This window comes from Paenibacillus konkukensis (assembly GCF_023523925.1).
In the GTDB taxonomy this organism is placed as follows: domain Bacteria; phylum Bacillota; class Bacilli; order Paenibacillales; family NBRC-103111; genus Paenibacillus_S; species Paenibacillus_S doosanensis.
The window spans coordinates 3,233,857-3,259,597 of sequence record NZ_CP027059.1 but is presented as its reverse complement, the minus strand read 5'-3'; the positions used below and the strand labels follow the sequence as shown (position 1 = coordinate 3,259,597).

Sequence of the window (25,741 nt, the reverse complement as noted above, 5' to 3'; positions counted from 1 at the left end):
CGATTGACAGATAGGCGTTCGCATGAGAAAATGTACGCGTGTACATTTTGCTTTGATTTGGAAAAGGAGGGAGCGCATATTGTAACGAGGAAGGAAGTGGCTGAGTTAGCGCGCGTATCCGAAGCTACCGTCTCCAGAGTATTCAACGGCGTAGGGCCGATGAAGGAGGAAACGAAGCAGCGGGTGCTGGAAGCAGCCAAGACACTCAACTATCATCCCAACGCGATTGCTCAGAGCTTTGCCCGCCGCCGCAGCGGCAATTTGGGCGTAGTTCTTCCATACGTTCCTAAAGTTCATTTATTCTCGACGTATTTTTTCTCGGAAATTTTGAGCGGCATCGGTTCGAAAGTGCGGGAGAAGGGATACGACCTGCTGCTGATGCTCCGCACCATGGAGGAAGAAAGCGATTACAGCGATATTTTTCGCTCACAGAAGGTCGATGCCTGTATTATTCTCGGCGCCGGCGATACGCCGCAGGAGCGGGATCAGCTGAAACGGCTGCAGGAGGCGGGACACCCGTTCTGCTTGGTTAATCAGCATTTCCCGGGCGAACGCTTCAACGAAGTGGATGCCGATCACGAGGCCGGCAGCTACATGGCGGTGCGGCATTTGCTTCAAAAAGGATACCGCCGGATCGCATTCCTGAACGGATCGCCTCAGTTCTCCAGCAGCGACGATCGGCGCAAGGGCTATGAGAGGGCGATGCGCGAAGCGGGCATCGAGCCTGCGGGGTACCCTCATTGGTATTATGAGGGCAATTACAGCCGGACGAGCGGCTACCGCGCAGCGGCCCGCATCTACGAGCATCGGGAGGAAATCGATGCCGTTTTTTCCGCGAATGACCGGATGGCGACCGGGCTGATGCAGGGATTGCGCGAGTTCGGCTGGGAAGCCGGGCGGGATATCGCGATCATCGGCTGCGACAATTCCGATGCGGCGCGCGTTACCGATCCGCCGCTGACCAGCGTCGGCGTCCCATTCTATGAGATGGGGAGCCTGGCCGCCGATCGGCTGCTGTCGCTCGTGCTGCAGGAAGGCGAACCGTTTCAATTGAAGCTGGGTACGCAATTGGTCGTCCGGCAGTCGTGCTCCAAACGGTAAGTCCAACCGGTAAGCGAATCAAATCGAATGAAATGAAATTCATTTTCATGAACGGGAGGAACGGGAATGAAGCAGTTCAATATCGGGATGATCGGTTATAAATTTATGGGCAAGGCGCACAGCCATGCTTACCGCGATTTGCATATGTTTTTTCCGAAATCGGCCCGGCCGGTTATGAAGCTGATCTGCGGGCGCGACGAAGCGGGCGTCGCCCAGGCCGCCGAGCAATTCGGCTGGGAAGGCTACGTCACCGATTGGCGCGAGCTGGTGCAGCGCAGCGATATCGATCTGATCGACATCAACGCGCCGAGCGACGCGCATAAGGATATCGCGCTTGCCGCCGCCAAAGCGGGCAAGCACTTGTTCTGCGAGAAGCCGCTCGCGCTGACGCTGGCCGACTCGCGCGAGATGCTGCAAGCGGCGGAGGATGCGGGCGTGAAGCATATGGTCGGCTTCAATTACCGCTTCGCTCCGGCCGTGCAGCTGGCGAAGAAGCTGCTCGACGAAGGACGGCTCGGGCAAATTTATCACTTCCGCGCCTGGTTTCTGCAGGACTGGATCGTCGATCCGGATTTTCCTCTCGTCTGGCGGCTGCAGAAGGAAATCGCCGGCTCCGGCTCTCACGGCGATCTGGGCGCGCATCTGATTGATCTTGCGCATTATTTGGTCGGCGGGATGAGCGAAGTGATCGGGATGAGCGAGACGTTCGTCAAGGAGCGGCCGCTGCCGACGACGATGACGGGGCTTAGCGCCAAAGGCAGAAAGGATGCGCCGCGCGGGCCGGTGACGGTCGACGATGCTACGCTGTTCATGAGCCGGTTCGCGAACGGCGCGCTCGGCAGCTTCGAGGCGACGCGCTTCGCTCCGGGTCACCGCTGCACGAACGCTTTCGAAATCAACGGCTCCAAAGGCAGCGTCAAATTCGACTTCGAGCGGATGAACGAGCTGCAGGTATATTTTACCGATGATGCCGATGATGTACAGGGCTTCCGGCGCGTGCTCGCGACCGACGCGGCTCATGCCTACATGGACGCCTGGTGGCCTGCCGGTCATACGATCGGCTATGAGCATACGTTCGTGCACGAAGTCGTGGAGCTGATGCAGGCGCTGGAGGAAGACCGCCAGCCGGTTCCGAATTTCGTGGACGGTGTCAAATGCCAGGAAGTGCTGGAAGCGGTGGAACGCTCGATTGAAGAGCGCCGCTGGGTTAAAATCGAGGAAGTGTAAAGGAGCGTGCTGACGATGAAAAAAGCATTGATCGTACAAGGCGGATGGCAGGGGCATCAGCCGAAGGAAGTGTCCGAGATTTTCCGCGGACTGCTGGAGGAAGCGGGCTTCGAAGCGGAGGTATCGGATACGCTGGAAGCGTTCGCCGACGCCGGGAAGCTGCGCGGGCTCGATCTGATCGTACCGGCATGGACGATGGGGGAAATTACCAAGGATCTGGTCAAGAACGTGTCTGAGGCCGTGCAGAGCGGCGTAGGCATCGCCGGATGCCACGGCGGGATGTGCGATGCGTTCCGCAATAACGTCGACTGGCAATTTATGACCGGCGGACAATGGGTCGCCCATCCGGGCAACGACGGCGTGGAGTATGTCGTCAACATCAAGCACAGCTCCAGCCCGCTTGTCGAAGGGATCGAAGATTTCACCGTCAAGAGCGAACAATATTATTTGCACGTCGATCCGGCCGTAGAGGTACTGGCTACGACTCGTTTCCCTGTCGTTCCGGGCCCGCATTCGCTGAATAAAGCGGTCGATATGCCGGTGATCTGGACGAAGCGCTGGGGCGTCGGCCGCGTATTCTACTGCTCGCTCGGACATCAGGCTAATATAGTAGAAATGCCGCAAGTGAAGGAAATTATGCGCCGCGGCCTGCTGTGGGCGGCCGAAGGCAAATTGGCGGCAGCACGGGATGCCGGAGCCTTCGCGACAGGCGCAGCCTATACGGGAATGGGGGACAGCAATTAATCGGATGCAGAGGCGCTCGGTAGAGCACGGCCGGCGCTTGGGTCGATTCAATAAGGGCTTATAACAAGAGGAGGATGCGGCAGGATATGGAGAAGGTTAGAGTAGGTATCGTTGGCTGCGGCAAAATCAGCGGCATTTATTTCAAAAATTGCGGCTCGTTCGCGGCGCCGGAAGTAGCCGCCTGCGCGGATTTGAATGTGGAGCGCGCCAGAGCGAGCGCCGAAGAATACGGTATTCCGAAGGCTTACTCGGTTCAGGAGCTGCTCGCCGATCCGGACATCGATCTGGTCATTAATTTGACGATTCCGGCCGCTCACGCCGAAGTCTGCTTGCAGGCTCTCGAAGCGGGCAAGCACGTATATGTAGAGAAGCCGCTTGCAGTAACGCGCGAAGAAGGTAAGCGCATACTTGATACGGCGCGCAGCAAAGGACTGCTGGTCGGCAGCGCGCCGGATACGTTCCTCGGCGGCGGGATTCAAACCTGCATCAAGCTGATTCGGGACGGCTGGATCGGTACGCCCGTAGCCGCATCCGCTTTCATGATCGGCCGCGGTCATGAGCATTGGCATCCCGATCCGGAATTTTATTATGCGCCAGGCGGCGGTCCGATGTTCGATATGGGCCCTTACTATTTGACGGCTCTGGTCGCTATGCTCGGACCTATGCAAAGAGTGACCGGGTCGGCCAAAATTTCGTATCCCGAGCGCACGATTACGAGCCAGCCCAAATTCGGCCAGACCATTCAGGTGCAGACGCCGACTCATGTCGCAGGGGTTATCGATTTCCACGGCGGAGCTATAGGCACGATCATCACCAGCTTCGATGCGTTCGGCGGATCGCAGTTGCCGCGGATCGAAATTTACGGCAGCCAAGGCACGCTGAGCGTGCCGGACCCGAATACGTTCGGCGGTCCGGTTCTGCTGCGCCGGGCTGACGCCAAGGAGTTCAGCGAAATTCCGCTGACGCACGGATATACAGACAACAGCCGAGGACTCGGCGTTCTGGATATGGCTTACGCCATTCGGGGGGCCGAAAGAACCGGGCTAACGGCGAGCTGGCTTATCATGTGCTGGAAGCGATGCACGGATTCCATGATGCCTCAGCCGAAGGCAAGCATTATACGATGCAAAGCAGCTGCGATACACCTGAGCCGATGCTGTCCGGTTTAGTGAAAGGTGTTCTGGATTAATTATGCCTTTTTAGAAAATGCCGTGCCTGCCAAGCTCCCACTGAATGGGAACTGGCGTGCACGGCATTTTTTCCCGTTTAGAAACGGGCGCATATGACTGCCGAGCTTTGCTCGCCCGCGCAGCTTGAAGGGATTTTCGCTAGTCCTTAAGCCAAATGCTCTTTTAATGTGGAAACAAGCTGCGATTGTGTGTCGGGATTGCTATGCTGCCAAATAATCTCGAATAGCACGCCCAAGCCAGGAAGCACCTGCTCCTGTCCTCCCATGGAATCCTCGATCACCTCGAAAAGCTCCTCATTGCTTTTGTCCGTAACGCGTTGGATGATAGCCTGTCTCAGATTTAAATTCATGGAAATGTCCTCGCCTTTCATCACATGGATTTACCCGCTTACTATGCTCCAAAACAGCCCGATTCATGCCTTCGATAGGCGGCAGCATTTTATGGTATAATATGAAGAAGCGCTTTATGGCTTACACTTTCACCACATAGGAACTTTAAAATTTATTGAACCGTCAACCTTGCGCGGGAATTTTTCCTATTGGCAAGTCTATTTCTGGACAAACCGGGCAGCGGCGACGTGATGGCTTATACGCAAGTACATATACTCACGGTTAAGGGGATGTTTCCATGAAAAAGCAGTTCGCCGTTATCGGAATGGGGCGTTTCGGTTCGAGTGTAGCTAGGACGTTGGCCGATCTCGGTTACGAAGTATTGGCGATTGACGCCAGCGAGCAGAGAACGCAGGAAATATCGGCTATCGTCACTCATGTCGTTCAGGCCGATTCTACGGATGAAGAAGCGCTTCGTTCGCTGGGGCTGCGCAATTTCGACGTCGTAATCGTGGCGATTGGCCAGGATATTCAATCGAGTATACTGACAACGATTATTTTGAAGGAAATCGGCGTGCCGAAAATCGTCGTGAAAGCGCAAAACGAGCTGCATGGCAAGGTCGTCAAAAAAATCGGCGCCGACAAGGTCATCTATCCCGAGCGCGATATGGGCCAGCGGGTCGCTCATCATCTGATCTCTTCCAATATTCTTGACTATATCGAATTATCCGATGCTTACAGTATCATCGAAGTACAGGCGTCGCGGAATTTAATCGGCAAAAATTTGCGCCAGCTCGATATTCGCGCCAAATACGGCTGCAACGTCATCGCCATCAAGATGGGAGCGCGTATGAATATCGCACCCAATGCTGAAGATTTGATCACGGAAAACGATACGCTGGTGATCGTAGGGAAAAACGAAGATTTGAACCAATTCGAAAAAACATTTGCGGAGTAGAGACTGGCTATGACTTTATTGGAATCATCCATTACGTCCGTTCATAACCCGAGGGTGAAGAGCTGGGCCCAGCTTCTGGACAAAAAGGGCCGCGACAAGCAGGGACAATTCATCATCGAAGGCGTTCATCTGGTTCAAGAAGCGCTGGCATCGGGGGCGGCGGTGGAGACGCTTATCGTCGCCTCGGACCGGCAGCAGGAGCTGCCGACCGGCCTGCTCGAGCAGGCGCTTGCAGCGGGCATCGAGTGCGTCGCCGTCAGCGAGCAGGTGTTGGCGAAATGCACCGATACGCTCGCGCCGCAGGCGGTGCTCGCCGTGCTGCCGAAGCTGCGCTATGAGCCGCGCGATCTGCTTGCCGCCGCGGCGCCAGGGCTTGTCGTCGTCATCGACGGCATCCAGGACCCCGGCAACCTGGGGACGATTATCCGCAGCGCCGATGCGGTGGGAGCGACGGGCGTCCTGCTCGGCAGAGGCACCGTCGACTTGTACAACCCGAAGACCGTCCGCTCGACGATGGGCTCGCTGTTCCATCTGCCGATCGTGCAAGGCGATCTGCGGGACGCGCTGCCGCAAGCGGCTTCCGCCGGGGCGGCTATCGTGACCACCAGCTTGCAGGCTAAGATGAGCTGCTATGAGTACGACTTCCGGGAGCCGGTCTGGTTCGTTGTCGGCAACGAAGGACAGGGCGTCTCCGAAGAAGTATCGCTTCTGGCGACGGAGGAGATCATCATCCCGATGCAAGGCCGGGCCGAATCGCTGAACGCGGCGATGGCGGCGACGGTCGTGCTGTTTGAGGCGATGCGGCAGCGGGGAGTTAGCTGAGCGATCATACATGACTAATGTGAGTTGTAATTCACTTTGTCACAACTAAGATAGTCCCGATGTGGTTCAAAGCCCTGACACATCGGGATTTTTCTTGTCTCTTGATCTGTATGAACTTCACTTCATTTCAAGATACGATGGGAAATTGTGTGAGAAATTGGTAGCGAAATTGTTGCAATAACAATTTTGCTCAAAAGATAGGAGTTTTCTCAGGGCAGCTTGAGCGACATTGAGGTTGAGAAAAGTAAACCAGCTGTAGAAACAGCTATTTCTAAAATTGGACTGAGCCGGTGGCGTACGAACGGGCAGATTAGTGCCACCATACCCAATGGATATATTACGTAAAAAGGACATTGAGTTTGTTATGATGAATATCAATGGAAATGTTTTGTGTTCCAAAACCATGTTTTTTGATGAAAGGAGTCAATTATGGGCGGTCTTGTTGGATTCTTAATTTTAGGTGCATTGTTTGGAATATTTGTTGCTATTCAAAAACTTAACTCAAATATCATAACTCAAATTGATCAAAACGAAAGGATTATTGAATTATTGAAAGAAAAGTGCAATTAACCAAACAACAATTATTCCTGTCCACTTACCCAAATAACTGTCCAGGAATAATAAAACCTGGCGATAATGTAAAGAGGCTTCGATAGATTCATAACTTCAATCAGGTTGAGAGGGCTGATAATCCTGCTTATTTATTCTATTGAGGCTGTCCGCTTCATTGCATATAATGAAGGAAATGCCCTTCGGGGAGAGCGATAAGGGAGGCCGCGATGAACGAGAAAGCATTTGACGAACCATTATTTTCAAGCTTGAAGCCGGGCTTAACCTCGTTCTGTTATCGAATGCTAGGCTCCATGGACGATGCGGATGATGCTGTTCAGGAGACGAGTATTCGGGTCTGGCAGAGCTGGAGCACGTTCAGACAGGATTCTTCGTTCAAAACTTGGGTCTATCGGATTGCCTCGAACCTATGCTTGGACAAGCTGAGACAATCCAAACGCCGCGCGCTTCCCGTTGACCTGTTCGATCCGGCCGTCGCCATCGTCGAGCCGCGCAACACGCTGCCGGACTCTGCCTGGATCTGGCCGTCTCCCGACTTTGGGGGCAATCCGGAGGATCGGCTCGTCCGCAGAGATACCCTTCGTCTATGCTTCATCGCTCTCCTGCAGACTTTGCCTCCGCGGCAGCGCGCGGTACTCATTTTGAAGGATGTATTTGAATGGTCCTCCAAGCAGATCGCGGAAACGTTGGCGATGTCGCCGGTAGCGGTGAACAGCGCCTTGCAAAGAGCCCGAGAGACGATGGATCGGGCGCATCTTCGCTCGGATGAGCTCAGCAGCATGGACGTTCAACCGGAGCAGCTGCTGCTGTCCCGGTATGTGGAGGCCTTCGAGCAATTCGATATTGCTGCGCTCGTCGCGTTGTTCCACGAGGAAGGCTGCATGTCGATGCCGCCCTTCGAGATGTGGATTCGCGGCAAGGAAGATTTGTCCGCCTTCTATTCGCTTACTCGCTGGCATTGCGAAGGTTCGCGATTTGTGCCCATTACGGTGAATGGCGGTTATCCGGCGTTGGCCCAGTATATGCCGAACAAAGAGGGCTCCTCTGGCCTGGTACCCTGGGGCATCCACGTTATCGAAACCAAAGAAAATCAAATTCTGCACGTTCAAAACTTCATTCATACGCCATTATTTTCGCGATTTGGGCTGCCTGAGCGAATTGACCGATGAATTTCGCCATCGGCTTACGTCTATACATTGAGAATAACCAAACGACGAATATCATGAGAGAGGTGTCTATTTAAAATGGAAATGAGTCAACCGACGAAAGTAACCGTGCAAGCCGTCATTCAAGCCCCTGTCGAGAAGGTATGGCGCTATTGGACCGAGCCGGATCATATCACGAAGTGGAATCAAGCGTCCGAGGACTGGCATGCGCCGAAAGCCGAAAACGATCTGCGGGTCGGCGGCAAGTTTCTGACACGGATGGAAGCGAAGGATGGCAGCATGGGCTTTGATTTTGGCGGCGTCTACGATGTCGTGAATCGGCATGAGGCGATCGGCTACACCATGGAAGACGGAAGAAGAGTGGATATTGCTTTCGTCGATCAAGAGAATGAGACGAAGGTCATTGAAACGTTCGACGCGGAAAGCTCCAATCCCGTCGAGTTCCAGCAAGCAGGCTGGCAAGCGATCATGGACAATTTCAAAGCCTATACCGAACAAAACTAATCATCGCGAAGAAGACGCAGGGGAAGATGCCCGGCGTCTTTCTTTTTGAACCTTAGTACGAGCGTGTTTTCCGTTAGCCTTAACCTTGTGCCGCATCCATGTTCATGTAGTTAATGGCCCACAGATGGCCGTCCAAGTCCACGAAGCCCCAATGATACATGAACCCATGATCTTCAGGTTCAGCGTGCAATTTCCCGCCCAAGGAGACCGCGGTATTTACGATTTCATCGACCTTTTCTCGGTTTACGAAGGCTAATGCGATCGTCATCTGCGCATACTTGCTCGTATCGACGGATTCCTTCTCCGTGAGTGTATTAAAGAATGCTTGATGGATCAGCATGACCTGCAGGTTGTCGCCGATCACGATGGCTACCGAATTCTCGTTGTCGGGGAATTGCGGGTTGAGCTCGAATCCGAGTCCGGTGAAGAACGCCTTCGATTGTTCTACGTTTTTTACAGGCAGGTTGAAGCTCGTGAATGCGGACGTTAATGCCATTTTCAAAACACCTCTTCGTCAAATTAGTTTGTGTTCATTTATGCCTTCGTTTATATAGACGACAGCCGATCCGGGAATTCATCGGTCTCATGGATTCGGAAGCGTCAATTTTGAAAAATAACTTGGTGTTGAGTTCGGATACCCGCCATTCCCGTAAGGTTGCTCATTCTTATTGTACAGGGATAAAGATCGAACCTCTCTAAAAAGGAATTCGTCTGAATATATGACAATTATAGGGTGGGTATGGAGTGACGGAATGAGGGCACGGTATGGAAACAAAACTGTCCCTGAATAAAAATTAGTATCCACCACTCACAAAGACTGGAAAATGCAAGGGCCTTTCCCCAAGCGTTTCTCCCGTCTTTTTCTTTGCCGCGGCATACAGAAGAAGGAAATTCCTGGGCGATCTCGAATTTTTTACCCAAGCCTAAACCTAAGTATTTCATCATAGTATGATGGGATGGTGAAAATTGTGATATGGGTGCCTGACGACATAACCAAGACTGGCCTCTATATGATCCATCCAGAATTCGTTGATAAACAAGGCGAGATTATTTTAGATCGCGAGATGGCGATTGCATTAGAAGGGACGGCAAGAATGTGGGTCGTGATTCCCGAAATGCGAGAAGCCGTACATCGACACCGAATTCAACCAGGGTTAAAGGATATTTCATGGAAGGGTCAAGGAAAGTTGGAGAGGTTGAAGTTATTAAGGTAGTAGGACTATTTGCGAGAAAACAAACGAATTGTCGGAGAAGAAATTCATCAAGCTGGCATAGGTTGGGTGATATTTTGAAGGATTCAAATAATGGAGATGAGGAATTCATAAATCAGGATAATCCCCCATTTATTTGGTGTCTTGTCGGCAATATTATTGAAGAAAGATATGTTGGAGAAGCAAAAGTAATAGGAAAAGGGACGAAGAAATTTTCCCCCAACTCAAAAGTGTATTGTTTTCCAGCGTTGTGGGGAGATGGATATGAGGAGATCAAAGTCATTGGAAGAACAAGAAGACGACGCAATTATTCGATTGTAATAACATCATCCAAGTATATAACCAATTGGAGATTACAGAAAGTGTTTGCTCCATATATTGTAAAGACAATGCTGGCTAATCGCGGATGGGATGGAACGGAAAAATCAAAGGATACGATAATGTCGATGTTAATGTGGTTGCCGAATGTAACAATGAAGATTATAGAAACTGGAGAAAATATGAAGTCTCAAGGGGAAGTAGGAGATCTTGACTGACTTCATCTTTATATCGATCTGGAAGATCGTGAAAATGATTCGCCAAGTGCGTCTCAGATCTGCGAATTTATGATGAAATATCCTCGAGTTGAACTTTGACTACGCTTACAAGGAACGGTGATTGGATGCGGTTGATTAAAAGAATAACGGATAGCGATTTTATGGGAGGCGCCCCTGTATGGATAGACAAGGTTTCACGCTATGGGTCCAGAGGCGTCTTGGTAGACGGAGAGATGAACGTAGCCATGATGTATATGGCCAAAACAAAACTTTACAAGTTGCCCGGCGGAGGCGTAGACGAAGGAGAAGATAGGCAAGCGGCATTCTTGCGCGAAATCAAAGAAGAAACAGGCTATGAGGCCGAAATTGTTCATGAATTAGGTTACATCGAGGAGCATAAGAACAGAAATCAGTTTATGCAATATTCCTACTGTTTTATAGCCAAGGCCTGTAAGAAAGGCGTCACGATGCTTAGTGAGAATGAAGCGCGGCTTGGTATGGAAACAAGATGGATGCCGCTGGACCAAGCATTAGAAGCGATGAATAACTCAGCTCGGAATTGTGAGGAGTACTCGGCTAAATTTATGATTTTACGCGATAAGACGATACTTGAAAAAGCAATGGAGTTCTTTTCCACGAAGCTATAGTCTCGATGGGCTGCTCTATTTTGGTTCAATCGAGCTTGACGATAAAACGATATGACGTTTGTAATTCAAGTAATTGATTGAATACATATTCGAAATCGCAGACTTTTTTGTCATCCTTATGAAGAATAAGCAGGCTGTGGAGATTATGCACAATGCGGGATTTACGGCATTTCGTGTGGAGGAAGGGGTATATGAATGGCAGGAATATCAGGCACAGATGCACTAAACTCGATTTATTTGGACTATAACGCAAGTACGCCGGTGGCTCCTGAAGTGCTTCAAGAAATGTGGCCGTATCTGCAGCGGCACTACGGCAATCCTTCCTCATCGCACTGGGCTGCAGCAACGCTCAAAGAGACGATAGAGACGGCGAGAAGCAAGATAGCTGCCGCTTTGGGGGCCAATGCCGGCGAGATTATATTCACAAGCGGCGGAACGGAAGCCAATAACCATGCTTTGAAAGGCGTCTTTTTTGCTGCACGTCAGCGGGGGCGGGGCTGTCATATTATTACAACGACGATTGAGCATCCGGCGATATTAAACCCCTGTGCCTTCCTTCAAACGCTTGGCGCAGAGGTGACCTATGTTCCGGTCGATCGTTTGGGCAGGGTAGCGCCTGAAGATATCGAACGGGCGATTCGCAGCGATACGATCCTGATTTCCGTCATGCATGCCAATAGCGAGGTAGGAACGATCCAACCCATTGAGGATATTGCCAAAATCGCCGAACGGCGTGGAATACTTTTCCATACGGATGCGGCGCAGACGTTCGGTAAAATTCCTGTCCGAGTCGACTCGCTAGGGGTGGACTTATTGTCCGTCGCCGGACATAAGCTGTATGCTCCCAAGGGCATCGGGGCGCTTTATGTGCGTGAAGGAGTAGAGCTTGCTCCTTTGGTACATGGTGCCGGCCATGAAGACGGAAGACGTGCGGGAACGGAGAATGTGCCGTATATTGTCGCACTGGGCAAAGCAGCGGAGCTGGCGGCCGAGCACGCTCACTCCCCGGCGATGCGTGTCCTGAGAGAAGCATTGCGTGAAGGCTTTAGCTCCGCTTTCGGCGATCGGGTTCGATTCCATGGCGATCCGAAGCTGAGCCTGCCGAATACGTTAAACGTAAGCTTCGTAGGAATGAACGGCCAAGACATATTGCGTCAATTTCCGGAAATCGCGGCTTCCACCGGTTCGGCTTGTCATTCCGGAAGTACTTCCCTTTCTCCGGTGCTTCGGGCTATGGGCGTCAGTGAATATGAAGGATTGGGCGCCATCCGATTCAGTTTGGGCCGATTTACGACGAGGGAAGAGATCGAGACCGTCCTCGCTTTGTTTCAAGAGCGCCTTCCAGCTATTATCCGCATGTGATCTATGGGGCCGAAGTCAGTGAAAAGACTGGCGTTAGGCTTGACGCTTCCTCATCGTCATGTTCTGTGTAGTTCATTACTGCTAAAATATGGTCGTATTCTTCCAGTTCTATGGTATTATAGAAACATTATGAAGGAACTGGGAGAGGGATAGACCTTATGTCGCTGGAACTTATTGAGGATATTCATAAAGCCGTATATCATCACCTTGAAGCAATGGTGCGGAAGCTGGATGATCGGTTAGAGCTTAAACTGTACGCTGTTACATGTCAGGAAGAAAGTAGTTCGCGGGCGTCTGCTAGAATTAAACGGATTTTGACCGGATCGCGCGATGAAGAAACGCGGGTCATACTCGAGAAGTTAGCCGGGCCTGACGAAGTATTGACCAAGCTTGGTTTATCTGACCTGCCGTGGGAGGATTCCGTAGAGCAGCTGAACCGGAGCATTGCGGAAAAATCGCGCAACAGGAAGCCGGCGGCTGATGCTGCGGCAGAGTACCCAGCGGAGGACTCGACAGAGGACTCAGCATTGGAGGATTTTATAGGTAAGACTCAACCGGTTGCTGCTCCGGCTTCTATACAAAGTTCGACAAAAAGCATCCTTTATCCTAACAAGCTAAACTTGACTCTGCAAGGGAAGCCAGTTGATTTGGTCTATATTTTGTCGATAGATTATGCCGGACCGCAAGTTTACGATATGTTTTACGAGATGCCGCAGTTCTCCTTTCTCCGGATGGTGCTTGATTATTATTTCGCCGATTACTATAAGGAGGATGCGGACGGCAGACTCGGAGAAGAGCTGGAGTCCAAGTACAAGGAGAACGAGGCCGGTTTCTTGCAGCGTATGGCACGCGTATTTCTAGGCAAGATTCAGCAGTATGTAACGGAAGCGGGCGAAGCTGACCCTGAATATTTGCTTGGCGGGTATCAAGAACCGAACCAACAATACTATGTGAATACACTGATGGAGAAAATCGAGGGCATTGCTACCAGAACTTATGAGGGAGAGAGCCCATTTGGGTGCATGCTGCTCATGAGCAGCGAGCTGTTAAGCACGCGGACCGGGCTGGTGAATTACGCGATTCAATTCGAAAGGGACCAAGGGATTGCCCTGGAGGACGGTCATCGGATACGCAAATTGCTGGAGATGACCAATAATGAGCGCGACTTGTTCCTTATTGCCGATGAGCAAACCATCTATGGGATCGGAGAAGTCGATTGGAGCTTGCTGGGAACCGATAGTGTGTTTAAGCTGGAATTCAAAGGCTTGTCCCGTTATGATCTGATGCTGATCACGCTGCAAGAAGAGGCAGCCACAGATAAACGAGTTGAGGCGGACGAAGACCAGAAGCTATTCAAAATGACGACCAATCTTCGCATCGTTTCAACGAAGCTGCTAGGGATATCTTTTAAGAACCCTGAAATTGGGCGCGACCGGTTCGATCCGGATTTATTCAAGCGGATTGCTTCTGCCGTTTTTGCCGACGATACGACGATTCAAGAGAAAAATTTGGACAAGCTATGCAAATTAATAAAAGAGGCGACCCGGCAGCAAAGCGGCACGATGGTTGTCATCGCCAAACCGGATACGGCCGAGGCGGAAGTACGGCGATTGAAGAAGCAATCTACGCCAATTATTAAGACGCAGCTGAATTCTGCGTTCATCAAGCATTTGACGGCGATCGACGGCGCGCTGTATTGCGATACCGATGCTTCTTGCCATGCTATCGGCGTCATTCTCGACGGACTGGCGCAAGAACATATCGGAGACGCCAGCCGCGGCGCCAGATTCAATTCAGCGCATCGTTATCTGGAGAAGCTGAAGCTGGAGCCAACGCCCTGCGTCATCGTTATTATCTCCGAAGACGGTATGGTGAATTTAATACCGGAGCCGATTACGGAGAGAACGGCACGGAAAGTCGTCAAGGAATATGTTGATTACATCAAGGAAACCGAGAAAGAGAAGATTGCGGAAGGAAAAGTAAAATCGTTCGAGGAACGGTTGGCGCAAGCGGGAAGAACCGTCGAAATCGACGATGAGAATTATTTTCTTCTGGGTGATACTTGGTTTAAAAAGGAGAATTATAAGAAATCTGCGGAATATTACGAAAAGGTTCTTGATCATAGCGAGAAGCCGTATATTTATTATCGCAGATTGCTGGTAAGGTCATACCTTAACTATTGTTACGAGGCAGTTGGGAAGGAACAGGTACAAATAGCACAAAAGTTTCTGGATATTACCGAGTATATTATTGCGAATGGATCTAAAGAAATCAACTATAATGATTACAATCGGCGTGCAATCGCCTTGCATGTTAATGGGGATATATCCGAGGATTCCAAGATGAAAGACGACTACTATAAAAAAGCGTTGGAAGATTATAATCAATCCATGAGACTTAAAGCCAGTCAAAAGAATATCTTGTTTGCCAACCGTGCTAGACTTTACGCTTCTATGACCAGATACGAAGAAGCAATAGACGATTTCATCAGCGCAATGTTTGAGAAGAACCTAGACTCGTACAACGAAGAACTTATGGTGGTGGCTAGCTTTAGCCCGGAACTTCTGATCTATGCACTTACTCGTTATGCAGAGCGTAAAGGGGAAGGCTGGGGTGAAACCGAACTGGGCAAGCAGTTGGTAGAGAAAGGAAAGCAATGGGAGTCGAAACATCCGGAGGTGGCTGCGGCATTGCAGCAATTAGTTACGGGGAACAGCATCTCGCCGGATTCCGAGCAGTAAGCAAAGCGGAATGTTAAATTAATCGTGAGATGAGGAGAGCAGCTATCATTTCTGTATAGGGATGAGCACCCTCGCACCGAATCCTGAAACGTTGGATTATCAAGCACGGTTGGTTTGAAGTATGAGAGTTGTCTAAAACTATGAATAATATAATAACATCGAATGTTATAAATTTAAGAACAAGGAAATTGAAATGCACATGGGATTTATTGGTAATTTTTTTGTGCGGAGGGTTCATTTCCTGTCTGTTTAAGTAACGGCTGATTGATGGCAATCGGTGTCGCATCCCGCACGGGGTGCGCGGCTTAAAATCAACAATCAAAGGCTGAGGGGGCCTATGAGTTGGAATTGCACCGCCGTATGTCATGTGAAATGACGTATATGTGACATTGGGGGATGCGGGAGGGAAACAGGAAGGCTGGAGCGCAATCGGGGGATTCCCGTTCGCACTCCAGCCTTTTATATTTCGGATGAAATTGCATGTCGGTCAAGCTGGTTATCATCCGCAGCTTGGGCTACGTCGTGGTTGGCCGAATGTTCCTGGAATTCGCTGTCCGAGGTGACGAACCGGTTCACGAGCGCAAGGAGCTCACCGGACATGTTCAGCAGTTCTTCGGCTGAATCGTTGACTTTATCCATGAGATGAGCCTGTTGTCCGGATTTCTCTGCATATTCTTGATTGATACTGGAAAAATTGACGGTATACGTTTCAATCCGTTTGATCGATTGGTCAATTTGCTCGCTTCCGGCAGCCATTTCTTCGATGGTTGCCGTAATATCTTGTACTCTGTCGTTCATAGCTCGTATCCATTCAAAAATTTGCCGGAAAGCGGCGGATACCTCGCTTACTTTCGTATATCCCTCATTCATTTCGGCCGTTGAGGCTTGGCTGGAACGGGCAAGCTCCTGCGTACTCTCGAGAATACGCTTTATGACGGACCCAACGTGTCCGGCAGCGTTTTTGCTGTTTTCGGAAAGCTGGCGTACTTCGCTGGCTACCACGGCAAAACCTTTGCCGGCTTCTCCGGCGCGCGCGGCTTCGATGGAGGCATTGAGCGCAAGTAAATTGGTCTCCTCGGCAATCTGTTTGATGGTGATCATGACACTTTCAATTTCTTGCGAATGCTGGCTTAAAGTTTGTACAACGGCATTGGTTTGCTCAGATTTGCGCTGTATCGTCTGCATGGTTTCAAGCGCGGTCGCAACGATCTTCTGGCCCTGATCCGACGCTTGCTCCATATCGCTTGACAAGCTGCTGACGTTGTCGATAGCGGCTGCTACCTGTTTTAAACCAAGGGACATTTCCTTGATGACGACGGCGTCGTCGGACACGCGAGCGGCCTGCTCGTCCGACATAACGGCAGCTTCCTTCAGCCCGCCGTAAATGTTCTGCGAAGCTTCGCCCGTCGTTAGCGCATCTTGGCGAATATCGCGGGCAACGGCAGATAATACGCCCACGGACTGCTTCGTTTGCGACACGATGGAGGCGACGCTTTGCCTCATGTTCTCAAAACCGGCGGCAAGCTGCCCCAATTCGTCCCGGCGGTTGATTTCGGCCTTTTTCGAGAGGTCCCCGGATTCCATGCTTCGGAATGCAGCTAACAGCCGGTTGATCGGCTTCAGCATGGAGAAGGTCATGATGGTGCCGACGATAGCGGACAGCAGCAGCGACACCGCCAGAATTATAATGGTGGACCATTTGATCGATTGATATTGGCCGAGAGAAGCCGAGTATCGAGTGTCGGCCTTTTGCTGGTTCAATTCGATAAAGCCTTGAATCGTTCGATCGATACCATCCTGCTTGGTCAACAATTCCTTCTCAAGCACCGACTTGGCAAATTCCGTTTGATTTTGGTCCGCAAGCTGCAGCACCTTCTCGATGGATGGAGGATAGGTGCTCCAGAGAAGTTTAACCAGCTCCAGCTCCTTCTGCTCCTGCTCGGTTATCGGCGAACCGGCAATGGATGCCATACGGTCTTTGATGATTTGCTGCTGTGCGGCGATCGTTTCTTTCGCGTTCGCTCTCGTGTCGCTGCCGTTCAAAAGCACATAGCTGCTTACGGAAGCGTTGACGAGATGGAAAGAGCTTGATATTTCGCCTAACTGCTTGATGGTTTTTAAATCATTTTCATACAAATTGACCAGATTGTTATTCATGTTGCCTGCATTCAGCAGCCCCATTCCGTTGCCGATCATCAAGATAATGAGAATGGCAGCAAAGCATCCAACAAACTTCACAGCAATGTTTAAATTATGAAACCACTTCATACTGCGCCTCCGTCTCCTGTCTTCTTCATGTAGTAATCCAAATATGTAAAATTTCACAAAGGCCATTATATAGCAGGAGGCTCGAAGAAAACAATTGAAATTTATTCAGGCGGAATTGGGGCAAACTGGTAATAATTAAATTATTAAAAAAACATTGACACTGAAAGCGCGATTAAATATGATAGAGGACGTAGATAGATCTAACATAGATCTAAGATAGATCCGAGATTCTGTTGCATAGTTTTGAACGCTAAATTCATCAATAGTTTTTTCAGAGACAGGGGGGATTCGATCTTGGAGCAAAATCGGATTTTGGCCTCTTACTACATTGAAACGGCTTATCCTCTGGAACACGCCGCCGAGGTTATGGCTGGCGAGCAATCGACGGGAACGTTCATATCCGTACCCGGTGAAACGCCGGAGCTGCAGGAGATGCACGGCGCTCGCGTTGTAAGCATTACCGAGCTTGAATCGGTCGACCATCCGTCCTTGCCTGGAGCAAAGGTTCCCAAACAGAGCGGCGCAGGCGCGGGCTATCGGCGAGCGATTGTCGTCCTGTCCTTTCCGCTTGATAATGTGGGTCCCTCGCTGCCGAATTTGATGTCGACGGTTGCCGGAAATTTGTATGAATTGGGCGAGTTCTCCGGTTTGCGGTTAATCGACCTGGAGCTGCCGGATGCATTCGCTAACAAATATCCGGGTCCGCAATTCGGTATCGAAGGTACGAGGACACTGAGCGGCGTGCACGATCGTCCGTTGATCGGCACCATTATTAAGCCGAGCATTGGATTGCATACGGAGGATTATGGACCATTGGTCAGACAACTGGCGGAAGCCGGAATCGATTTCATTAAGGACGACGAGCTGTGCGCTAATCCTGCATTTGCACCGCTGGAGCAGCGTGTAAGGGTTGTCATGGATGAAATTAACCGTGTGGCGGATCGGACAGGGAAGAAGGTCATGTACGCTTTTAACATTACAGGTGACATCGATGAGCTTCGCCGGAACCACGATCTTGTCGTGAAAGCCGGAGGAACCTGTGTAATGGCCTGTGTCAACAGCTTAGGCTTTGCCGGAACAGCCTACTTACGCAGCTTTTCCGAGCTTCCGATACACGGTCATCGTACCCAGTGGGGAGCGATGTCCAGAAGTCCGCTGCTGGGAATGAGCTTTACGGTATTCCAAAAGCTTTGCAGACTGGCCGGGGTCGATCATCTGCATACCAACGGACTTAACAATAAGTTTTCTGAGGATAATGCAACGGTTGCACGTGCGATTCAAGATTGCATGAAGCCGTTTTTGGGTGGATATCCGGTCATGCCGGTGCTATCTTCCGCGCAATGGGCCGGAACGGCCGTTCCTACGTACGAAGCTGTGCAAACGACGGATGTCATTATGGTCGCCGGCGGCGGGGTTCTTGCTCATCCGGGCGGCATTGCGGCCGGAGTTCGCAGCGTACGCCAAGGGTGGGAAGCGGCGGTACAAGGCATTCCGCTCGCAGACTACGCGGAGCGGCACGAAGAGCTGCGGCAGGCGATACGTACTTTTTCTAAATAACAAGCTGGAGGAAACACGATGACGAAAGACAACGGACTGCTGCTCGCATTTTACGGCGATGACTTTACCGGTTCTACGGATGCAATGGAGGCGCTTGCAATAAGCGGTTACCGGACCGTGCTCTTTCTGGAGCCTCCGACGGCGGAGATGGTTGAACGGTTTGACGGCATCCGCTGCATTGGCGTTGCCGGAACGAGCCGGGCGAAAAATCCAACGGATATGGAAGCGGAGCTGCAGCCGGTGTATCGGCAGTTTGCAGATATTCAAGCGCCGATAGTGCATTATAAAACCTGTTCTACATTCGATTCGGCTCCGGAAGTAGGCAGTATCGGCAAAGCGATTGAATTAGCCAGAAGCTATTTCAAGGATCAGGCTGTCATTCCGCTGCTTGTGGGCGCTCCGCCGTTAGGCCGCTTTACCTTGTTCGGCCAGCATTTTGCCAGAATGCATGATACCGTGTACCGGCTGGACCGCCATCCGGTCATGTCCAAGCATCCGATTACACCTATGAAGGAAGCGGATCTTCGCCTTCATCTGGCCAAGCAGACCGATGAGCCGATCGAGCTTATGAACATTCTGGAGCTGGAAGGCGACATCGAAGCGGTTAAAGAGAGGTACAACGGCAAAGCGAACAAGCCGGGCGTGCTGCTGTTCGATGTGCTGGATGAGGAGCGCATGCGTGTAAGCGGCCGGCTCATCTGGGAGTCCGCTGCGGAGAGCGGGCATACTCATTTTGTGGTCGGTTCGTCCGGCGTCGGCTATGCACTGACCGCTCATTGGAATGCGGCAGGCATGGGTACGGGTGACAACGCGCAGCATAAGGCGCAAGTAAAACCGGCTAAGCAAGTATTTGCCGTATCGGGCAGCGCTTCGATGGTTACCCAGCAGCAGATTGAGAATGCCATGAAAGCCGGCTTTCATGCGATCCGGGTTTCGGTAGATCAAATCATGAACGCCGAGTCGGCGCCGCGCGAGCTTCTGGATGAGGCAATCCGCCTCGTCAAGCAGGGAGAAAGCGTCATTCTGTACACGGCGATGGGTCCGGAGGACGAAGCGATTGCTGCTACACGCGAACGGTTCGCGCAACTCGGAATGCCTGAGCTTCAGTCGGGCGAATTTATCGGCAGACAGCTGGGCCGTTGGACACGGGAAGTGATGGAGGCTACCGGCATCCGTCGCGTCATTGTAGCAGGCGGCGATACCTCAGGATTCGTTACACGCGAGATGGGGATTTACGGTTTGGAGATGCTGCTCCCGATTTCTCCGGGCGCTCCGCTCTGCAAAGCCTATTCTGCGGAAGCGGAGATGGAGGGCGTCGAACTGGCGCTGAAAGGCGGGCAGCTTGGCGGACCGGACTTTTTCGAAAATGTAAGAAAGGCTTCCAGCCTGTAAGGATGGATGCCCTTTCGAAATACAAGAAGGCGGTATGAGGATGGACAAGGAACATACAAACGACAAGCCTGCATCCAGTCCTCTTCTGAAGGACGTGGCTTATCAGGTTATTAAAGAGCATATTCTGGACGAGCGTTTCGCTCCGGGGCGCTTTCTGTCCGAGCGTGAGCTGATCGAGCTGCTGGAGATGAGCAAAACGCCGATCAAGTCGGCGCTCGTGCGGTTAGAAACCGAGGGATTTGTTACCGTCTTTTCCAAGCAGGGGGTCATCATCAACGATCTGACAGTAAATCGGATCATGGATATTTATAATCTCCGCATTGCTCTGGAGACGTATATTTGCGCGGAAATTACCGACAAACTGACAGAAGAGCAGTGCAGGCTGGTGGAGGAGAACCTTCGCAAAACGGAAGAGAAGGTCAATGAGCTGGACGGCAAAGGCTTTGCCCAGCTGGATCACGAGTTTCACCGGCTGCTGTGCGAGTTTTCCGGCAATCAGGAAATTTACCGCGTGCTGCTCAATTATCAAGACCACTTGCTGCGCATTACATTGCGGCACTTAAAGAGAGATCCTCATCGGATGAAGCAGTTTTGGCAGGAGCATGTAGAGATTTACGAATTATTGAAAAACGGGGATCTTCGCAGTGTAGACAAAATGAGAGATCACCTGCAGCAGTCCAAACAAAAGCTATTTTTGTAGATCCGGAAGAAGGACAACAACAGAGAGAAGCACTTTATATTCAGTGGAGGGAAACCAGATGAAAGCTGTATTTGTCGACGATGCCTACAAGGTTGTCGTAAAAGATGTAGAAGTGCCTGAAATCGCTGCGAATGAAGTATTGATTCAAGTGAAAGTCACAGGAATTTGCGGTTCCGATATCCATACCTACAAAGGCTTGCATTTATTCCGGAAGCCGCCGGTTATCATCGGTCATGAAATTGCCGGTGAAGTCGTTAAGGTGGGTGACGCAGTAACTAAATTCCGGATTGGAGACCGGGTAACGGTTGAGCCTCAGACAGGCTGCGGAGTTTGCGAAAGCTGCTTGACCGGCAACTTGAACTACTGCTCACGCCGCGGCGCGCCGGGTCTCAACGGATGGTACGGCACCATGGCGGAATATTTCGCAGCTCCGGAGCAGACGGTCTTCAAGCTGCCGGAATCTATGAGCTACGATCAGGGCGTATTGGTAGAGCCGTTTGCGGTTGGCGTACATGCGGTTCGTAAAGCGGATATTCAGCTTGGCGACCGGGTAGCGATTCTTGGCGCGGGTCCGATCGGTTTGCTGGCTATGGCCGCTGCGAAAGCGGCGGGCGCAACAACGACTCTCGTGACCGACGTGATCGATTATGCGCTGGAAGGTGCGGTTGGCATGGGCGCCACACATACGCTGAACATTATGAACAAGCAGGATTGGACGACGGAAGCGAAGGAGCTTATCGGAGGGGAATTTGATAAGGTATTGGTCGCTGCCGGCGTTCCGGGTATCGTCGACAATGCGATTTCGCTGCTTCGCAAAGGCGGACGCTGCGTAACGATCGCCATGTTCCACGGCACGCAAACGTTCGATATCGTTAATCTTCAGCAGGGCGAGAAAGAAATTGTAGGCTGCATGACGTATACTCGCGAGGATACGATTTCGGCCATCGATCTGATCGCTGCAGGCCATGTGAAGGAAGATGTGATTATTACGCATAAGCTTCATTACAATGAAGCGGCCAAGGGCTTCCAGATGGTTGATAAGAAAGAGGATTCCTCGTTAAAGGTCCTTGTACACTTTTAATTCGTATTTCTACATTTATAATTAAACAAACTTTTGGGGGTATAACTCATCATGATGTTGAAAAAAATCGGCGTATTAGCATTGACTGTAGTTCTCGGCGCAAGCCTTGCCGCTTGCGGACAAAAAGGAGGCACTCAAGGCGCGGATAGCGCTGCCGGCGGAGCAAGCGCCAAGCCGGTGAAATTGAAGCTGGGTCACATTGCGGGGGAAGACGATCCGTGGAATACGGGCGCCAAGAAATTTGCCGAACTCGTCAAGCAAAAAACGAACGGCAGCGTACAAATCGATCTGTACCCGAGCTCTACGCTTGGCAATGACCGTGACCTGATCGAGGGCATGCAATTGGGCTCTATCGACTTCGCACTCGTTGCGGGCGTGTTGTCCAATTTCTACGAGCCGTTCTCGATCTTGGAGCTTCCTTATTTGTTCCGCGACAAAGAGCATATGGACAAAGTGCTTTACGGACCTGTAGGCGAGAAGCTGAAGGAAGATTTGTTGAAAAACGCGCAAATCCGCGGTTTGCAGTTCTGGGAGCGCACGCCTCGCGAGCTGACAGCGAACAAGAAGATAACGACGCCTGCCGACTTGAACGGTCTGAAAATCCGCGTTCCGGAAATTCCGGCTTCGATCGCCGCTTGGAAAGCAATGGGCGCTACACCGACGCCTATGGCATTTAGTGAAGTGTACTCTTCCTTGCAAACCGGCGTAATCGATGCGCAAGAAAACCCGCTTGCTTTGATGACAAGCTCCAAGCTGCAAGAGGTTCAAAAGTATTTGATCAACACGAACCACGTTTACGGTTACGTTATGCTTACCATGAGCGACATTACGTATAAGAAGCTTACGCCGGATCAGCAAAAAGCAGTTGAAGAAGCGGCCAAGGAAGCTACAGATTTCGAAAACAAGCTTGTATTTGATCAAGAAAAAGAGCTTCTGAAGAAAGTAACTGACGCAGGCATGGAAGTTGTCGATATTGATACAAAGCCGTTCATTGAAAAAGCGAAAACCGTTCACGCTGAATTTGCGAAAAAATCTCCCGCGGATCAAGAGCTGTATGACGGCATCATGAACACGAAGTAATAAAAGGCGCCGAGGATAACCGATCCGCGCGAGCGGATCGGGAACCTCTTTCTTTTTCGAACTTGGAAACAAAGGGGATGCATCATGCAACAAGTAGTCAAAATTATCGATGGCTTGAACAAGGTCGTCGGCATAATTCTTGCTATTATGCTCGGGGTTATGTCGCTTTTGATCATCGCACAGGTTATCAGCCGTTTTTTCATCCACTTTCCACTCACCTGGTCTGAAGAGCTATCGCGTTATTTGATGGTGTACATCGTTTTTTTGGGTGCAAGTCTCGCTATGCGTCACAATAAATTGATTTCCATTGAGCTTCTTCCGGAGCTTTTGACCGGCATGAAGCGCAAAGTTCTTCTTTGCCTTGTTTTTATCGTTTCAATTGTGTTTTTCGTAATACTGTTCAAACAGGGGATCGATATGCTAAGCCGGGTAAAAATGCAGTCTTCCGCATCGCTGGGAATTTCGATGGCTTTTCCTTACGCGGCCATACCGATCGGGGCTGTGCTCCTCACCATTAACTCCATTGCGGCGCTCCTGGATCAGTTTATTCCTAAGAAGGAGGACGCTCACTAATGGCTGTTATATTAATGATTACGATGCTGATCCTCTTCATTATCAGCGTACCGATTGCCGTATCTATGGGTCTGGCCTCCGCGGTCGCCTTGTGGTGGGACGGCGGCACGCCGCTTATCGTATTGGTTCAGCGTTCGTTTACCTCTATTGACTCGTTCCCGTTGATGGCTATTCCATTTTTTATTTTGGCAGGTACGTTAATGGAGTTCGGCGGTATTTCCAGACGGCTGATTGCGCTTGCCAACGCATTAACCGGACACCTGCCGGGCGGTCTTGCGATCGTAACGATCGTAACGGCTATGTTCTTCTCTGCGATTTCCGGTTCGAGCGCGGCGACGACGGCAGCGTTGGGAAGCATGCTGATTCCCGCTATGATCCAGCGCGGCTACCATGCTAATTTTGCCGGCGCGACGCAGGCGGTATCCGGCGAGCTCGGCATCATCATTCCACCAAGTATTCCTATGATTTTATTTGGTGTATCCGCTTCCGTATCGATTGGCGACTTGTTTATGGCCGGCTTCATACCGGGTATTCTGATCGGTCTTTCATTAATTGTTACCGTACTGATCATTGCCAAAAAACGCGGCTATAAGCGCAGTCCGCGGAAATCGTTCCGTGAAGTGTTGGTTGCGTTTAAAGAATCTTTCCTGGCATTGCTGATGCCGGTCATCATTCTTGGCGGTATTTACGGCGGAATTTTTACACCGACAGAAGCGGCGGGAGTTGCCGTAGGATATGCGTTTATTGTCGGTGTTCTCATTTATAAAGAGATCAAGCTGAAACAAATTTTTACCATTTTGACCCAATCTACCGTTACGACGGCGACCATTATGTTTATTATCGCCAGCGCCGGCTTGTTCGGCTGGATCATTACGCGGGAGAATGTGCCGCAGATGGTCGCTCAATTCTTTATGAGCATCTCCGATAACCCGATGGTGTTCCTGCTGCTTGTGAACGTCTTCCTGCTGATCGTAGGGATGTTCATGGAAACGAATGCGTCGATTATTATTTTGGCTCCGCTGCTGCTGCCGGTTGCGATTAACTTGGGTATCGATCCGATCCATTTCGGTATTGTGATGATCGTGAACCTTGCGCTTGGGATGTGTACACCGCCGCTGGGGGTCAACTTGTTCATATCTGCGCAGCTGGCCAAGATAAGGCTTGACCAAATATCCAGGGGAATGCTTCCGTATTATGTGGTGCTGCTTGTCACGCTGCTGCTGTTGACGTTTATACCGCAGTTGTCGATAGGTCTTGTTCATTTGTTAAAATAGCTTTGAATGAAGGGCGAAGGTGAGTGCAAATGCCGGATCTGGAATCCGTTAAACAGGAATTAAGAAAAACCGGAAAATATATGATGGAATACGGTCTTGCATGGGGGAATGCGGGCAACATCAGTGCTCGTACAACGGATGACCGCTATGTCATTACGGCAAGCGGCACATTCCTGGGCGAACTGGAGGCTTCCGATCTTGTGGAATGCTCGCTCTCCGGTGAAGTACTGGAGAGCGACGGCAAGAAGCCGTCCAAGGAAACCCCGATGCACCGGGCCATTTATGACAATCGTCCGGAAATCGGAGCGGTGCTGCACGCATCTCCTTTTTACAGTACGCTTGTTGCCTGCTCCTCGGTGGACATTCCATCCAATTGGTTTGTCGAGACGATGTATTATCTGGAGCGTGTGGCGCGGGTGCCGTACTGTCATCCCGGCAGTACCTCATTGGGCGATGCGGTAGCGGCGAAAGCGAAGGAGGCCAACATTCTGCTGTTGGAAAATCACGGCGTGCTGGTCTATGACGTGAGCATCCGCGAGGCGCGGATGGCATTGCAGACGCTGGAGATGGCCTGCCAAATGCTTGTTACTTCGCAAACGGCTAACATAAAAATGAACGGCCTGTCTCGTGAAGTGGAGCGAGATTTCGTCGAAAACGCGGGCTACAAGCCGCGAAGAAATTGGAATGTGTAATTCGCTTTCGGCGAAG

At 51.0% G+C, this 25,741-nt stretch carries 24 protein-coding genes and 1 pseudogene; 22 read left to right on the top strand and 3 right to left on the bottom strand.

From position 1 onward, the window contains the following. Window positions 1-30: 30 nt before the first annotated feature. The 4 genes and pseudogenes from SK3146_RS13885 to SK3146_RS13870 all read left to right on the top strand — a co-directional run bounded on the left by SK3146_RS13885 (window position 31) and on the right by SK3146_RS13870 (window position 4,261). On the top strand, window positions 31-1,101 hold the full coding sequence (locus tag SK3146_RS13885; protein ID WP_249865601.1) for a LacI family DNA-binding transcriptional regulator: 1,071 nt from the start codon (window positions 31-33) through the stop codon (window positions 1,099-1,101). 66 nt (window positions 1,102-1,167) lie between these two features. After that, window positions 1,168-2,328, top strand: coding sequence for a Gfo/Idh/MocA family protein (locus SK3146_RS13880; RefSeq protein WP_249865600.1), 1,161 nt, complete (start codon window positions 1,168-1,170; stop codon window positions 2,326-2,328). A gap of 15 nt (window positions 2,329-2,343) precedes the next feature. Further along, on the top strand, window positions 2,344-3,072 hold the full coding sequence (locus SK3146_RS13875; protein WP_249865599.1) for a ThuA domain-containing protein: 729 nt from the start codon (window positions 2,344-2,346) through the stop codon (window positions 3,070-3,072). An 86-nt stretch (window positions 3,073-3,158) separates the two neighbouring features. Then, a pseudogene (locus tag SK3146_RS13870) lies at window positions 3,159-4,261 on the top strand (Gfo/Idh/MocA family protein). Window positions 4,262-4,407: 146 nt separating this feature from the next. On the opposite strand, the gene sspI reads toward SK3146_RS13870, so the two are convergent. After that, window positions 4,408-4,611, bottom strand: coding sequence for a small acid-soluble spore protein SspI (gene sspI / locus SK3146_RS13865; RefSeq protein WP_249865598.1), 204 nt, complete (start codon window positions 4,609-4,611; stop codon window positions 4,408-4,410). Between the two features lie 278 nt (window positions 4,612-4,889). On the opposite strand from sspI, the gene SK3146_RS13860 reads away from it, so the two are divergent. From SK3146_RS13860 to SK3146_RS13840, 5 genes are all read left to right on the top strand, one after another. Continuing rightward, window positions 4,890-5,549 carry a potassium channel family protein gene (locus tag SK3146_RS13860; protein WP_249865597.1) on the top strand — a complete coding sequence of 220 codons (660 nt, stop codon included), beginning with the start codon at window positions 4,890-4,892 and terminating at the stop codon, window positions 5,547-5,549. Between the two features lie 9 nt (window positions 5,550-5,558). After that, complete coding sequence (locus SK3146_RS13855) at window positions 5,559-6,371, top strand: TrmH family RNA methyltransferase (RefSeq protein WP_249865596.1); 813 nt, start codon at window positions 5,559-5,561, stop codon at window positions 6,369-6,371. A gap of 429 nt (window positions 6,372-6,800) precedes the next feature. After that, entirely contained in the window at window positions 6,801-6,941 is a 141-nt protein-coding gene (locus SK3146_RS13850; protein WP_249865595.1) for a hypothetical protein, read from the top strand. 209 nt (window positions 6,942-7,150) lie between these two features. Beyond that, a complete protein-coding gene (locus tag SK3146_RS13845; protein ID WP_249865594.1) occupies window positions 7,151-8,110 on the top strand; it encodes a sigma-70 family RNA polymerase sigma factor in 960 nt (319 codons plus the stop codon). Between the two features lie 75 nt (window positions 8,111-8,185). After that, entirely contained in the window at window positions 8,186-8,611 is a 426-nt protein-coding gene (locus SK3146_RS13840; RefSeq protein WP_249865593.1) for an SRPBCC family protein, read from the top strand. 79 nt (window positions 8,612-8,690) lie between these two features. Here SK3146_RS13840 and SK3146_RS13835 read toward each other — a convergent pair whose 3' ends face one another. Then, on the bottom strand, window positions 8,691-9,107 hold the full coding sequence (locus SK3146_RS13835) for a VOC family protein (protein WP_249865592.1): 417 nt from the start codon (window positions 9,105-9,107) through the stop codon (window positions 8,691-8,693). A gap of 460 nt (window positions 9,108-9,567) precedes the next feature. On the opposite strand from SK3146_RS13835, the gene SK3146_RS13830 reads away from it, so the two are divergent. The 5 genes from SK3146_RS13830 (at window position 9,568) to SK3146_RS13810 (ending at window position 15,108) form a co-directional block, all read left to right on the top strand. Then, entirely contained in the window at window positions 9,568-9,825 is a 258-nt protein-coding gene (locus SK3146_RS13830) for a hypothetical protein (RefSeq protein ID WP_249865591.1), read from the top strand. A gap of 74 nt (window positions 9,826-9,899) precedes the next feature. Then, on the top strand, window positions 9,900-10,358 hold the full coding sequence (locus tag SK3146_RS13825; RefSeq protein WP_249865590.1) for a hypothetical protein: 459 nt from the start codon (window positions 9,900-9,902) through the stop codon (window positions 10,356-10,358). Window positions 10,359-10,483: 125 nt separating this feature from the next. After that, the gene (locus tag SK3146_RS13820) at window positions 10,484-11,005 is read left to right on the top strand and encodes an NUDIX hydrolase (RefSeq protein ID WP_249865589.1); all 522 of its coding nucleotides are present in this window, start codon (window positions 10,484-10,486) and stop codon (window positions 11,003-11,005) included. 195 nt (window positions 11,006-11,200) lie between these two features. Further along, window positions 11,201-12,367 (top strand): cysteine desulfurase family protein, encoded by a 1,167-nt coding sequence (locus SK3146_RS13815; RefSeq protein ID WP_249865588.1) that lies wholly within the window; start codon window positions 11,201-11,203, stop codon window positions 12,365-12,367. A gap of 620 nt (window positions 12,368-12,987) precedes the next feature. Continuing rightward, the gene (locus SK3146_RS13810) at window positions 12,988-15,108 is read left to right on the top strand and encodes a diadenylate cyclase (protein ID WP_249865587.1); all 2,121 of its coding nucleotides are present in this window, start codon (window positions 12,988-12,990) and stop codon (window positions 15,106-15,108) included. A 459-nt stretch (window positions 15,109-15,567) separates the two neighbouring features. Here SK3146_RS13810 and SK3146_RS13805 read toward each other — a convergent pair whose 3' ends face one another. Next, window positions 15,568-17,346 (bottom strand): methyl-accepting chemotaxis protein, encoded by a 1,779-nt coding sequence (locus SK3146_RS13805; RefSeq protein ID WP_249865586.1) that lies wholly within the window; start codon window positions 17,344-17,346, stop codon window positions 15,568-15,570. A gap of 324 nt (window positions 17,347-17,670) precedes the next feature. On the opposite strand from SK3146_RS13805, the gene SK3146_RS13800 reads away from it, so the two are divergent. The 8 genes from SK3146_RS13800 (at window position 17,671) to SK3146_RS13765 (ending at window position 25,725) form a co-directional block, all read left to right on the top strand. Then, the gene (locus SK3146_RS13800) at window positions 17,671-18,933 is read left to right on the top strand and encodes a ribulose-bisphosphate carboxylase large subunit family protein (RefSeq protein WP_249865585.1); all 1,263 of its coding nucleotides are present in this window, start codon (window positions 17,671-17,673) and stop codon (window positions 18,931-18,933) included. Window positions 18,934-18,951: 18 nt separating this feature from the next. Beyond that, complete coding sequence (locus SK3146_RS13795; RefSeq protein WP_249865584.1) at window positions 18,952-20,325, top strand: four-carbon acid sugar kinase family protein; 1,374 nt, start codon at window positions 18,952-18,954, stop codon at window positions 20,323-20,325. Window positions 20,326-20,365: 40 nt separating this feature from the next. After that, on the top strand, window positions 20,366-21,025 hold the full coding sequence (locus tag SK3146_RS13790; protein WP_249865583.1) for a GntR family transcriptional regulator: 660 nt from the start codon (window positions 20,366-20,368) through the stop codon (window positions 21,023-21,025). A gap of 58 nt (window positions 21,026-21,083) precedes the next feature. After that, window positions 21,084-22,106 carry a zinc-dependent alcohol dehydrogenase gene (locus SK3146_RS13785; protein WP_249865582.1) on the top strand — a complete coding sequence of 341 codons (1,023 nt, stop codon included), beginning with the start codon at window positions 21,084-21,086 and terminating at the stop codon, window positions 22,104-22,106. Window positions 22,107-22,157: 51 nt separating this feature from the next. After that, window positions 22,158-23,186 (top strand): TRAP transporter substrate-binding protein, encoded by a 1,029-nt coding sequence (locus SK3146_RS13780; RefSeq protein ID WP_249865581.1) that lies wholly within the window; start codon window positions 22,158-22,160, stop codon window positions 23,184-23,186. A 114-nt stretch (window positions 23,187-23,300) separates the two neighbouring features. Further along, the gene (locus SK3146_RS13775; protein ID WP_249865580.1) at window positions 23,301-23,759 is read left to right on the top strand and encodes a TRAP transporter small permease; all 459 of its coding nucleotides are present in this window, start codon (window positions 23,301-23,303) and stop codon (window positions 23,757-23,759) included. Then, window positions 23,759-25,033 carry a TRAP transporter large permease gene (locus tag SK3146_RS13770; RefSeq protein ID WP_249865579.1) on the top strand — a complete coding sequence of 425 codons (1,275 nt, stop codon included), beginning with the start codon at window positions 23,759-23,761 and terminating at the stop codon, window positions 25,031-25,033. Before SK3146_RS13775 ends, SK3146_RS13770 begins: the two co-directional genes overlap by 1 nt. A 29-nt stretch (window positions 25,034-25,062) precedes the next feature. Continuing rightward, the gene (locus tag SK3146_RS13765) at window positions 25,063-25,725 is read left to right on the top strand and encodes a class II aldolase/adducin family protein (protein ID WP_249865578.1); all 663 of its coding nucleotides are present in this window, start codon (window positions 25,063-25,065) and stop codon (window positions 25,723-25,725) included. Window positions 25,726-25,741: the final 16 nt, after the last annotated feature.